Source organism: Stieleria varia, assembly GCF_038443385.1.
Lineage (GTDB): Bacteria > Planctomycetota > Planctomycetia > Pirellulales > Pirellulaceae > Stieleria > Stieleria varia.
Genome location: NZ_CP151726.1, coordinates 2,085,328 through 2,097,472, shown reverse-complemented (window position 1 = coordinate 2,097,472; position 12,145 = coordinate 2,085,328). Strand labels below are relative to the sequence as shown.

Annotated in this window: 10 protein-coding genes; 6 read left to right on the top strand and 4 right to left on the bottom strand. The window is 57.5% G+C overall.

Going from position 1 to position 12,145, the window contains the following annotated elements; translation table 11 throughout:
* Window positions 1–170: 170 nt before the first annotated feature.
* Window positions 171–710, top strand: coding sequence for a response regulator (locus tag Pla52nx_RS07225; protein WP_197454940.1), 540 nt, complete (start codon window positions 171–173; stop codon window positions 708–710).
* Window positions 711–758: 48 nt separating this feature from the next.
* Here Pla52nx_RS07225 and Pla52nx_RS07220 read toward each other — a convergent pair whose 3' ends face one another.
* Complete coding sequence (locus Pla52nx_RS07220; RefSeq protein ID WP_146522380.1) at window positions 759–2,369, bottom strand: sodium:solute symporter family protein; 1,611 nt, start codon at window positions 2,367–2,369, stop codon at window positions 759–761.
* Entirely contained in the window at window positions 2,369–2,632 is a 264-nt protein-coding gene (locus Pla52nx_RS07215; RefSeq protein WP_146522379.1) for a DUF3311 domain-containing protein, read from the bottom strand. Before Pla52nx_RS07215 ends, Pla52nx_RS07220 begins: the two co-directional genes overlap by 1 nt.
* A 213-nt stretch (window positions 2,633–2,845) precedes the next feature.
* Here Pla52nx_RS07215 and Pla52nx_RS07210 point away from each other — a divergent pair, with 213 nt between their 5' ends.
* Together Pla52nx_RS07210 and Pla52nx_RS07205 are read left to right on the top strand one after the other, a co-directional pair.
* Window positions 2,846–4,663 carry an SLC13 family permease gene (locus Pla52nx_RS07210; protein ID WP_146522378.1) on the top strand — a complete coding sequence of 606 codons (1,818 nt, stop codon included), beginning with the start codon at window positions 2,846–2,848 and terminating at the stop codon, window positions 4,661–4,663.
* 227 nt (window positions 4,664–4,890) lie between these two features.
* Window positions 4,891–6,255 carry an O-antigen ligase family protein gene (locus tag Pla52nx_RS07205; protein ID WP_146522377.1) on the top strand — a complete coding sequence of 455 codons (1,365 nt, stop codon included), beginning with the start codon at window positions 4,891–4,893 and terminating at the stop codon, window positions 6,253–6,255.
* 143 nt (window positions 6,256–6,398) lie between these two features.
* On the opposite strand, the gene Pla52nx_RS07200 is transcribed toward Pla52nx_RS07205, so the two are convergent.
* Window positions 6,399–7,646, bottom strand: coding sequence for a PQQ-binding-like beta-propeller repeat protein (locus Pla52nx_RS07200; RefSeq protein ID WP_146522376.1), 1,248 nt, complete (start codon window positions 7,644–7,646; stop codon window positions 6,399–6,401).
* A gap of 129 nt (window positions 7,647–7,775) precedes the next feature.
* Window positions 7,776–8,898 (bottom strand): peptide chain release factor 2 gene (gene prfB, locus Pla52nx_RS07195; RefSeq protein ID WP_342190358.1). Its coding sequence is split into 2 segments (ribosomal slippage): window positions 7,776–8,828 and window positions 8,830–8,898, totalling 1,122 coding nucleotides; the frame shifts between segments, so codons are not numbered across the junction.
* Window positions 8,899–9,112: 214 nt separating this feature from the next.
* On the opposite strand from prfB, the gene mnmA reads away from it, so the two are divergent.
* The 3 genes from mnmA (at window position 9,113) to Pla52nx_RS07180 (ending at window position 12,140) form a co-directional block, all read left to right on the top strand.
* Window positions 9,113–10,228, top strand: a complete 1,116-nt coding sequence (gene mnmA / locus Pla52nx_RS07190; protein WP_146522375.1) for a tRNA 2-thiouridine(34) synthase MnmA — start codon at window positions 9,113–9,115, stop codon at window positions 10,226–10,228.
* Between the two features lie 293 nt (window positions 10,229–10,521).
* A complete protein-coding gene (locus tag Pla52nx_RS07185; RefSeq protein ID WP_231742379.1) occupies window positions 10,522–11,070 on the top strand; it encodes a CAP domain-containing protein in 549 nt (182 codons plus the stop codon).
* A 182-nt stretch (window positions 11,071–11,252) separates the two neighbouring features.
* A complete protein-coding gene (locus tag Pla52nx_RS07180; RefSeq protein WP_197454939.1) occupies window positions 11,253–12,140 on the top strand; it encodes a hypothetical protein in 888 nt (295 codons plus the stop codon).
* Window positions 12,141–12,145 lie beyond the last annotated feature (5 nt).

Sequence of the window (12,145 nt, the reverse complement as noted above, 5' to 3'; positions counted from 1 at the left end):
GCCAACGCCCGATCAACACTCGCACCATCCGCTCGCCCTGCAGAGAGCAGTCGTGCGGGTGAACCCTCATGGGTTTTTCGTTTCAGAAGATTCCGCTGACCTACCATTTGATTGACAACATCCGTCCCCTCGATCGGAGCCGCCGTCGATCCGGCGCATCAGCGAGCATCATGGAATCGAACCAAAATAGTGTTTTGTGCAAGAAACCGACCCAGGTTTGCAACAGCAAGATCTTGCTGATTGATGACGAGCAAATCGTGATCGATGTGATCACCACGCATCTCAACGAAGCCGGTTTTTGGAACGTGGTGTCCACGTCCGACAGCATCGAAGCGGTCGAGAGAATGCGGTTGGAAAGCGCCGATCTGATCTTGATGGACATCTCCATGCCCGACGTCAGCGGCAACTACTTGCTCCGCATCGCCCGCGCCGACCCTCTGTTGCGCAAGACACCCGTGATGGTGATCACCGCCGATGACAGCGAGACAACCCACCAACGCGCGATGCAGCTGGGAGCAACGGAAGTGTTGACCAAACCGGTGGACCCGATCGATTTGGTGCAACGAATCCACGACACGCTGGCCAATTGTATCGAGGCCGCATCGTACGGCGATGCCAAGCTATACGCCAACGCGATGCCCGGGATGGAAATCTACAATCGCCTCCGCCACTTGGCCGGTCGCGTCGGTGATGGCGCGAACGCCAAATGATGATCACGCGACGAGTAAGGGGCTGGGCCTTGCTCACAATCTCCTGCGTCAGTTCTCCGGAAAGAACTTTGCGAGGGTTTCTGGTTTGGGCGGTTTGGTTACCAACGAAACGACGACCATCGTGACGAGCGAGCTGAGCAGCATCGCAACGACCGGCATGACTTCGTAAGGCTCATCGCTGCCCGATGGAATCTTCAACGCAAATTCCCGCAGGTTGTTCTGCGACAACGCTTGGTAGAACAAGATTCCCCAGCTCGTGATCGCAGCAAAGATGCCGCTGATCGCACCGGCCGCCGTCAGTCGTCGCCAATAAAGCGCGGCGACCACGATCGGGAACAAAGCACTGAATCCGCTGAAGCACCAAACGCCGAGCGCAAAGACGCTGTTGTTGCTGATCAAACCGAAACCGTACGTGACGGCGACGATCGCGATGATGAACAACCGCGTGTAGAGAACTTGCTGCTTGTCGCTCACGTTCTCCGCACCCTTGTAGTGGGTCAAGATATCGTTGGCAAAGATCGTGCCCAGGCACAAGAACTGACTGTCCAAGCTCGACATGATCGCGGCCAAGATTCCTGCTGCCAGCAAACCGCCCAACAACGCAACCGTTTGCGTGTTCACCAAGAATGGCAAGATCGCGTTGGCGTTCACGACATCGGTACCCGGGATCCTTGGCAATGGCGGCTTGGCGGGCATCAAGTCGCCCGTGGCCCAAACGCCGACCAAGACGCACGGGACCCAGACGATCATGATAAAGATCGGGTGACAGACCACCGGCAGCTTGAACGAATTGGCGCTCTTGGCCGTCATCCAGTGCTGGAACAAGTGGGGAAACATGCCCACGGACAACGGAATCAACAGATACGTGAAGAACAACGTTTTGCTCATCGTCATCCGAGTCGCCTTTTCATCCGGCACGGATTCCCCGAGCGCTTGAATGTTCGCCAGCAGTCCTTCTTGGCCTCCCAACTTGTTGGCGATCACCACAAACGTGACCACACCGAGGATCATGAACACGATGGTCTGCAGGGTATTGGCCCATGTCGTTCCTCGCATGCCGCCGAAGAACACGTAGATCAAAACGACGACACAGATAACGAGCGACCCCAACCAAGGAGGAATACCGCCGTTGAGTGCTTTGACGGGATTGTCCGGTGGTCCCACTGGAAACCATTCCGGCGAAAGTCCAGCGGTCAACGATTGAACCACGGTCCCGCTGCTGATCACACCGACCAACAGGTACGGAATCACCAAGCCGACGAGAATGGGGAACAACAGCAAGCCGACGAAATCACTGTCCAGTCGATCACGAAAGAATTCGATTTGCGTGGTGTACTTGTGGCGTCGGGCCAGTTTCCAAACTTTCACACCGATGACAAAGAAACACAGCGAGTGGATGATGCCGCTGCTGCTGGCCAGCATTCCATAAACGCCGACACCGGCTTTGAACGCTTCGCCGCTGCTGCCGACCAACGCGAACGCCGTCATCGTGGTTCCGAACATGCTCATCAACAGCAGGAAAGGACCGATCGAGTGGCTGGCGACTTGGTAGTCTTCTTTGGTGCCCTTGAACAGTTTGCTCGAAAACAAACCGAGCATCAGCAAGAGGGCCAGGTAGATCAGGATGATGATCAGTTGGGGAAGTCCTGGATGGTCCATCACGCAGTCTCCTCAGGTTGTTCGTCATCGGCGGGCCAGGCGATCTTGGTGGCCAGCAGCCAGGTGGCACTGGCACCGATCGAAATGCAAGCATGCCAGAAAAGCCCGATCGGCATGAATCCAAATACCAGGGTCTTGCTTTCCCAATTCCAGTTGTCTTGGTGCAGGATCAGCAGCAGCAGCACGAGGGCAGCAATGATCCAGGCTCCTTTATGGGAGGAGCCCTGCCCTTGCGGGGTGGGTTGTTGGGGTTTCTCGGTCATTGGGAGGCTTTTGCTCGTTGGCGAAAGTGACGAGGGAGAAAGGCGGGGCGGGGCTGAGCGAGAGTGTAGTTGAATACGGCGGTCAACGAAAATAGGCTCAGCCGTGTTTAGAACGCGGATTGATATCGTTCTGTGCGATTCAGGTTGACTATCCTGTGCAAATTGCTGCTTGCAGCGTTCTGATTTTTTCCACCATTTGACCTCATCAATACTTTGAATACCTGGGAAGCTTGGCTGACCATCGCCGTGGCCTGCGGTCTACTCGCGGGGCTCGCGCTACGGATCGCCGCCAATGAGCTGGTCGCCCTGACGTGCTTGGCCGTGCTGGTGGTTGCTCAGGAGCTGACCGGGACGGCCCTGCTGCCGTCGCCTGCCGACGCGATCGCCGGATTTGGAAATGCGGCGGTGATCACCATTGCATTGCTGTTCGCGGTGGTCACGGGGCTTGAGCTGACCGGGGGAACCCATCTTGCGACCGGCTGGCTGCTCGGGGGTGCGAAATCGCTGCGGGGGGCACAAGTCCGGACGTTGTTTCCGGTAACGGTCGTCAGCGGGTTTCTCAACAACACGCCAGTGGTCGCCGCATTGCTGCCGGTGATGGACGACTTGGCCAAGCGGATCGGGGTCAGCAGCAGTCGTTTGTATCTGCCGCTTTCCTATGCCGCGATCTTGGGTGGCATGTGCACCGTGATGGGCACGAGCACCAACCTGATCGTGCGAACGATGTACTTCGAGGAGAGCGGCAAAGTTCTCGGCTTCTTTGAGCCGGCTTGCGTCGGCATCCCCGCATCGTTGGCGGGGCTGATTTACATTCTGATTGCATCCCCCAAGTTGTTGCCCGAACGAAAACCGGCGATCAGTGTCAGCGATGATCCTCAGCAGTACACCGTCGAAATGCTGATCGAACCGAATGGTCCGTTGGTGGGCAAGACGATCGAGGAAGCCGGATTGCGACACCTATCGGGACTTTACATTGCGGAAATCCAACGAGCCGATGGCACGATCGCAGCAGCCAAACCCAGCGAAACACTTCGCGCCGATGACTCGCTGATTTTGGTCGGTGCCTTGGACACGGTGGTGGATTTGCGAAAGATCCGGGGGCTGCTGTCGCCGGACGATCAAGCGCGCAAGTTGCAAGTGCCTGCTTGGCGTCGAACGTTGGTGGAAGCAGTGGTTAGCCCGCGCTGTTCGCTGTTGGGCAAGACGATTCGCGAAGGACGCTTTCGCTCACATTTTGGCGCCGCTGCCGTGGCGATCGCGCGGGGCGGTCGTCGTCTGCAAGGCAAGATCGGTGACGTGCGTTTGGAGGTCGGTGACATATTGCTGCTGGAAGCGTCGCCGTCATTCTTGCATCGCCAACGTGAGTCACGCGACTTTTATTTGATCAGCGCGGTGGAGAAAGGATCCGTTCGCAGACATGAACGCGCTTGGGTCTCCGTCACCATCATGGCGGTGATGGTTTTGATCGCAGCATCCGGCGTGCTTTCGATTCTGACAGCCGCTCTGTTGGCCGCGGTCGCCACGGTTGCCTTTCGATGCTGCACCACTGGCGAAGCTCGCCGAAGTGTCGACTGGTCGTTGTTGATCGTGATCGGTTCGGCGATCGGAATCGGCAGCGCGATGACAACCAGCGGTGCGGCCAAAGGGCTTGCGGGCGGCTTGCTGGGATTGGTAGGCGAGGGTCCCTCCAGTCCGTTTCTGGCACTGGCGGCAGTGTACTTGGCCACCATGATTTGCACCGAATTCATCACCAACAATGCGGCGGCGATCCTGATGTTTGGAATCGGAGTCAACGCGGCCAAAACGCTCGGTGTCAGCGAGACGCCTTTTGTGATCGCCGTGATGATCGCCGCATCGGCGAGTTTTGTCACCCCGTTCGGCTACCAGACCAACTTGATGGTCTATGGCTTGGGAGGCTATCGGGTGTCCGATTATTTGCGTTTCGGGTTTCCGCTGAGCTTGATCGTGATGGTGATCTCCCTGCTGGTGATTCCGCTCGTGTGGCCCCTAAACGTACGTCAGGCTTTCTAGCCTGACATGCGCTGTGTATGTCAGGCTAGAAAGCCTGACGTACGAAGTGAAAGCCTGACTTACGTTGCTCCCAAGACGCCCCCTGACCGTGCAAAAGGTACAATCGCTACCAAGCACATGGCGTGGCTGGGATTGTACGAGGAGTGGTCTCGGCTTCAGGCTGCAGGCAGTTAGACTCAAAACCAGCACACGCTTGTTTCGGCCCCGTTTGGACCCTTTCCGTTTTCATGACCAGCGTTCCGCAGTCGATTGTCCGATCCTCCGACTCCGTCCCACAAGGTGGCTGGATGCATCGTGTCGCATTGTTTCCGTTTGCGACCTTGGTGATCTTTGCGCTGGTCGCCGTATTCAACGCGATTCAGCCGGCCGACGGAGAACGCGTGTCTGGACTCACGCCGGTGCTGGCGTCGAAGTTGCTGGTCGCGGGGGCGGCGACCGCGTTGGGCGGCTGGGGGCTATTGCAAAGCGTTCGCGTGCGACGCTGCTTGGTTTCCGTTCCCGGCGCGTTGCTGTCGACGCTGGCGATCTTGTTGGTGGGCACAGCGATGCTGGCCAACGGAGATTGGGCAATGATCAGTCGCGCCTCGGCGCTGATTTTTTGCGGTTACCTTGTTTTTACGGTGACAGCTCTGGTGCTAGTGAGTGCCCAAGACACGGCGCGGGCGATGGTGGTCGGCGGCGGAGTTTTTCTCGCGATCACTTGGGCATTGTTTTTGTTTGTGCCATCGATCGGCGTGTTCCACGAATACACCAACGATGGTACGTCCACGGTGCCGCGGATGGGAGGCACCAATCACCCCAACGGCGTCGCTCGTGAAGCCATGGTGACGGTGATTTTGTGCATCGCATTGTTGAGAGCCGGTCGGCTCAGAGAATCGATTCCCATGTTGCGTTGGTCCTGGGGCAGCTTGCTGTTGTTGGCCGTGGCGACGTTGGCGGCAACGTATTCACGAACATCGATCTTGGCCGGTGGCGTTGCGATCGGCGCGATGCTGTTTGACAAGCTCTGGGGGCGGTACGGCGCGATCCTTGTCAGCGGTTTCGCCATCATGGGACTCACAGGTATTCTCGTTGCGGGCATCATGGCACCGGGCGATGCAGGCGACTCCGCACTGTCGGCGGTCACCAAGTCGGGTGACGTGGAAGAGCTGACGTCATTGACCGGCCGGACGACCATTTGGTCGGAGGCCATCGACTGGATTCTGCAGAAACCACTGACCGGCTACGGAATGGATAGCGCGTCATCGGTCATGACCAAGGAAGCCGTCGGCACGCACAACCTGTTGCTGCACGTCACATTCTCGGGCGGCGTGATCGCGGGGTTGATCCTCATCACCTTGCTTGCGATGACTGCGTATCACGCTGCTGCGTCGCAAGAACCGCTTGTCAGAGGAATCTGCACCTACGTGCTGGTTTCCGGATTGGTGGAAGACACCCTGTTTGAATCATTCCCTGCAACGTTGACCCTATTGTGGATCATGGCGTTGATCGGACCGTTGGTGCGATCGTGGAACGAAGCTTCGATCGCTCAGCAACCATCGCCGGATGCCGCCGATGCCAACATTTTGTTGCACGTTACGCATTCAAAGTGAGCCTCCGACGGCTAGCCGTGGATTATTCACGCGACTGAACACAGTCTTCGTAATGCGTTTGCACGAAACGGCTTGCTCGGATTGGTGCGAACAAAGTCTGCGTCTATCAGCCGGCCTGCGCCGGGCAAACCGCGTTGATGCACTCATCGCAATTCGATACAGGCTGCTTCTTTGGTGCTGCGGACGTACACGCGGCCTTCACTGTAGGCAGGCGTTGACCAGCACTTGCCCTCGATGACTTTGGCGCGGGCCAACTCGTTGTACTGGTCAGGTCGCGCCTCGGCGATCACCAATTCTCCTTTGTCGGACAGCACCACCAGCTTGTCGCCGACCAAGATGCAGTTACCCGGACCGAAGCCGCGCTCAGACCATTTGATTTCGCCGGTGGCCAGGTCGACGCATTGCAATGGTGCCTTGCCGTATTTTTTGAATTCATAGATGCCGTAGAGATGGCCGTCGTGTACCACCGGTGTACTCCAGTGATTCATCAACTCATTGGATTTGAACCACACTTCGGCCGCATCCTCGCTTCCGTCGACCTTGAACACACCGGCACCGACCCCGTAACCGGCCGAGCTGTAGACCAGGTTTTCTTCGCTGACCGGTGACGCGGCGGTGGAAACGCTGTAGGGGAACTTGGCTCGCCAGGTTTCTTTGCCCGTTGCCGCATCGACCGCAACCAAACCGGATTGAACAAAGAAAATGACTTGTGGCACTTCGTTGATTGTCGCGTAGTGTGGTGTGGCGTGCGTCATCGTCTCGTCGCCGCTTTTCCAGATCACGCTGCCGTCACTCTTGTTTAACGCGATGAACGACTGCCCCGCTCCACCGCCAACGAGATAGACTGCATCATTGATTATCAACGGGCTGGCCGCGCTGGCCCAACGGATGTTGCGTCCGTCAAAGTCAGCGGCGATGTCTTGTTTCCAAACCGTTTTGCCTGTGGCAGCATCCAGACAATGAAGTGTCAGGTGCGCGTCATAGACGTAGACACGATCGCCGCTGATGCTGGGCGTGCTGCGTGGCCCGTCGCCTCCTCGGTTGTCCGGTTCCCCGGCATCGCCGCCACCGGCTCCATAGTCGGTGCTGCCCAGTGCGACGCTCCAGAGTTCTTTTCCGATTTGAGCATCCAACGCCAAACAGGTTTCTTTGCCGTCGACACCGACGACTGTGACGGCGCGGCCATCGGCAACTGCAAACGAGCTGAACCCCAGTGGTGTCTCTGCTTTCCAGAGAACCTTGGGACCCTCCGCAGGCCACTGGACATCACCGATGGATTCCGCCGACTTTCCGTCGCCGAGTTTGCCACGGTACTGAGGCCAGTCGTCGGCGACCGCTGTGACACAGAAGATCAGGGAGAACAACAGACTCAGCGAACGCGATGTGCTCATGGCGATTGGAAATTTTGTGGATGGAAGGTCAGGGTGTGAAGCAACGATTGTAGTAATGGGATTCACCAGAATTCCGTCTGTTCTGGTCGTTTGGGGGGGATTCTGGCGAATCCCATTACAGGATGAACTTTAGTCGTCCGACGGCGGGGCCATCGATCCGCTTGCTCGGAAACGCAAGAACGCGTCAAGGAAACCTTGCAGTTCACTACCGTTGATGACGCTATTGAAGCTGCCGACGTAGTGTCCTGTCCGAGCGTCCTTGACCCGTTGGTCGGGGTGGAGGAAGTAGTTTCTGATTTGGCTGCCGAAGCCCGTCTTTGCCTGGGTCTTGTACCTCTTGGCATCCTCTGCTTCCCGTTTCTCCTCTTCCAGTCGAGCCATTTTGGAGCGTAGCATTTTCCACGCGGTGGCGCGGTTTTGGTGCTGGCTGCGTTCGTTCTGGCACTGAACGACCGTGTTGGAAGGGATGTGAGTCAAGCGAATGGCACTATCGGTTTTATTGACGTGCTGGCCGCCTGCCCCGCCCGCCCGATAACGGTCTTCGCGAACGTCCTTTTCATCGATCTCGATTTCGATCGAGTCATCGATTTCAGGCGAAACGCTCACTGCGGCAAAGCTTGTCTGACGCTTGCCTTCGCTGTTGAACGGGCTGATGCGAACCAGTCGATGCATACCCTCCTCGCCTTTGAGGTATCCGTAGGCCATCGGTCCACGAACCGCGATCGATGCATGGTTGATGCCTGCTTCCTCGTTTTCCTGACGGTCGAGCAATTCGATCTTGTATTCTTGGTCGACCGCCCAAGCGGAGTACATGCGCAGGAGAATATCGGCCCAGTCGTTGGCGTCGGTACCACCGTCGCGGGCATTGATCGTGATGATCGCTCCGGCGCTGTCATTGGGACCGTCGAGCAAGGCCTTGAGCTCCAAGTCGTCCAGCATGTTTTCCAACCGGTCGACTTCGGCGGCAACATCCGCAGCGACCGATTTGTCTTCCTCGGCCATCTCGATCAGGGCATCCAAGTCCTCGACGGAACTGGTCAATTCCTTCATCGGCCCCACAACGACTTTGAGCGATTTCAGACGACCGACCGTTTTTTGAGCCGAATCGTTGTCGTCCCAAAAACCGGGTTCCCCCATTTGCAACTCAATATTCTTGATCGCTTCGCGTTTGCCAGCGTAGTCAAAGAGAGTCTCCTAGCTGTTTCAGACGCTGGCGGATCTCTTCGCTGCGGTGGATCAATTCGGCTTCCATGTTGGTTTTGTCAACTCCAAGGAACGTGGGTCGGTGGCAATAATCGAGGAAAAGTGCGTCAGGCGTGTTTGCGGTCTGCACCTAAAACGGTTGTAATGAGTCTTGAGATGTGTCGGTTTGAATGCCAGGCCGTGAATCACCTGGACAGGACATGAGGCCCGGGCGTTCGCTCGTCACGACTCATTCAAACGAAAAGGATCAAGAGAAACTATACATGGCACGCGTTGTTCTCGCGATGAGTGGTGGTGTCGATTCCAGTGTCGCAGCCCATCTGCTGCTGGAAGCCGGACACGACGTGATCGGCGTTTTCATGCGCCACGGCGAAGAATCCTCGCAGGCCTGCAAAGTCTCCGATACCGCGTCGCTACCCGTCCTGGGCGGGCTCAGTCAAGGCCGGGCCGACCACAAACAAGGGTGCTGCACCGCTTCTGACGCCGCCGATGCTAAACGGGTCGCGGCCAAAATGGGCATTCCTTTCTACGCTCTGGACCTCCAACAGGATTTCCGACGAATCGTCGATTACTTCGTCGACGATTACCTCCATGGTCGCACACCCAACCCCTGCGTCAAATGCAATCACTGGATCAAGTTCGGTCGGCTGTTTGATTATGCCGACGGCGTCGAAGCCGATTTTGTAGCGACAGGACACTACGCCAGAATGATCGATGGGCAACTGCACCGAGGCCTGGACGGCAACAAGGACCAATCCTACGCCCTGTTCGGGATTCGACGAGACCGATTGGATCGGATGATGCTGCCGGTCGGTGTGTTCGAAAAACCCGAGATCCGACGTATCGCGGAAAGTCTCCACCTCGGCGTCGCTGGAAAAAAAGACAGCCAAGAAATCTGCTTTGTCACTCAAGGACACCACAGCGATTTTGTCAAAGCGCGGCGACCCGAGATGGTCGGCGCAACCGCCGGAGACTTCGTCACCACCGATGGCACCGTGGTCGGCAAACACCACGGATTCGAAGCCTTCACGATCGGTCAACGAAAAGGACTGGGAATCGCGTTGGGTACGCCCCATTTCGTCGTTCGCATCGAACCCGACACCCGCCGCGTCGTCCTGGGATTGAAGCACGAACTGGGGGGCAATCGACTCAGCGCCGACCAAGCCAACTGGTTGGTCGATCCGCACGATGTGCCGCAACAGGTTTCCGTTCAGATTCGCTACAACAGCGGACCCGAACCGGCTACGCTGCGTCTTGACCCCGACTCTCCCGATCGCTTTGACGTGGTCTTTGACCAAGACATTGACGCGATCGCGCCCGGCCAAGCTGCCGTGGTCTACTCCGGCAGCCATGTGCTCGGCGGCGGCTGGATTCTTTGAGGGAAAAAGCGGCGAGTGGCGACCCAGGCTACCTAGATTTCCTGGCCTGCCAAAAAAACTTTTCGCCAAGTCGTTGCCGTAAGTCAGCCCCGGCGTTGGACTACTGGCGTGCCAAACCGGCACACCAACGCATCCGTTAAATTTCCCGCCACTTACCCCCTTTGCGCCTGTTCGCCGATCGCAATCCTTTCGCCTCAAGCAAGTTCGGCTGGGCAACTGGGATTCAGCCGAGTCGGTCCTCCTGATTTCCCCAAGGCGGATCGGTTCCTTCCAAACTCTTCGGAGAACCTATCGTGCGTTCATTTGCTTTGTTTGCTGCGGCAGCCTTGGTTTTCGCAACCACCGTGGCCGAAAACTCACAAGCTCAAAACGCTTATCCCGTTGCCACCACGTCGTACGTGTGTGCCAAATGCGGGAAAGTCCACTCACGGCCGGCCCCGTCTGCAACGATGCAGCCAGGCCCCGTCGTGGCACAGACTCAGTATGTCCAAAACGCCTACCCTTCCTCGACGCAGGTTTCCGCACCAAGTGGTGGTGGAACCCAGAGTGTTTTGGCCACGCTCAACGCACAACGATCTCGACAAGGATTGCCGAGCCTGCGATACGACGGGCAGCTGCAAGCAGTTGCGCAGCAACGCGCCCAAATGATGGCATCCACCGGAACGAAAACGCATCCGCCGGGATCGTTTGCGCCGGGTCGCTACGAGGGCGTGGGCTGGTCCAGCTCATTTACCCCCGGTGGAGTGTACGCGTGCTACACGAGCGATCCCAACATGACGGTAGCCGGCGCCGCGATGGCGTATGGTCGCGATGGCGTCTATTTCGCTGTGGTGTATCGCTAAGTCGTTGCTTATTCGTACGTCAGGCTTTCCAGCCTGACATACGGCGCGAAAGTCAGCCTGGAAAGGCTGACGTACATTTAGCAAGTCAGCCTGGAAAGGCTGACGTACGGGATCTCGGTCAGCCTGGAAAGGCTGACGTACGGGTCGGTGTCCTGGTGCCTTTGGTTCTGTTGGCACTGGCGATGGCAAATCTTGTCGCGGCGGCGGAGCCTTCTCTGCCTGCCGTGGCTCCTGCCCCCACAAACTCGCTTACGCTCAGTACTGCACAAGCACGCCAGTCGGTTCAGTGGCTGGTTGATTTAGCGATCAGCAAGATGCCGCCGACCTATGATGGCGACAAACACTGGGGCGACCAAAAGAAAGTCTGGGCGGGTGTCTCGATCAAGCGAGAAGGCCTTGAGCTCAAGACCCACCGACGTTTTCGCGAAGTCAATCACGGTCGGTGGATCAAGTACCATCTCGAACTGCCTCCATCGCCGGCCGGATCGTCGTCGGTGATCAGCGCCGTCATCCGTGACGTTCGTCCGCTACATGATACCGTCGGACCAGATTCCGCCACCGCCATCAATTCCTACGGCGCGAGTTGGGAGATTGACGCGGAGTTGGAAACACCGATCGAGTTCGAAGCTCGCATTGAGCGCTGGAACCTCGGCGTCCAGTTCTTCAGCATCAACGTCGTCGGCAAAATGAATGTTCGCCTGAAGACCACTTCGACGATCTCGTTCTATGGTGACTACTCCGAGTTGCCCCCCGCACTCGTGATCGATCCGCAAGTGACCGCGGCGACGCTGGAACTGAGCGACATCCGCGTGGACCGAATCAGCAAAGTCGGAGGCGACGTCGCCGAGCAATGGGGCGAGATGGTCGAAAAGCTAGCCAGGGATGTATTTCTGCCCGAACTGAACGAAAAACTGCCCGGTAAACTGAACAAGTCAATCGCAAAGAAGAAAGACGACTTGCGGTTTTCTTTGGCCAGCCTGCTCTCTCAATCGTTCACCGTCGGAGAGACAGAGACGCAACCCAACGTGACCGATGCTAGCCCGGGTGATTCATCAGCCGCAATCAAGTAATCGGC

Bases quoted from the DNA above. Each gene is read 5' to 3' on its own strand.
- Pla52nx_RS07225 (WP_197454940.1), top strand. From the start codon at position 171: ATGGAATCGAACCAAAATAGTGTTTTGTGCAAGAAACCGACCCAGGTT.
- Pla52nx_RS07220 (WP_146522380.1), bottom strand. From the start codon at position 2,369: ATGGACCATCCAGGACTTCCCCAACTGATCATCATCCTGATCTACCTG.
- Pla52nx_RS07180 (WP_197454939.1), top strand. From the start codon at position 11,253: ATGGCAAATCTTGTCGCGGCGGCGGAGCCTTCTCTGCCTGCCGTGGCT.
- Pla52nx_RS07215 (WP_146522379.1), bottom strand. From the start codon at position 2,632: ATGACCGAGAAACCCCAACAACCCACCCCGCAAGGGCAGGGCTCCTCC.
- Pla52nx_RS07205 (WP_146522377.1), top strand. From the start codon at position 4,891: ATGACCAGCGTTCCGCAGTCGATTGTCCGATCCTCCGACTCCGTCCCA.
- Pla52nx_RS07200 (WP_146522376.1), bottom strand. From the start codon at position 7,646: ATGAGCACATCGCGTTCGCTGAGTCTGTTGTTCTCCCTGATCTTCTGT.
- mnmA (WP_146522375.1), top strand. From the start codon at position 9,113: ATGGCACGCGTTGTTCTCGCGATGAGTGGTGGTGTCGATTCCAGTGTC.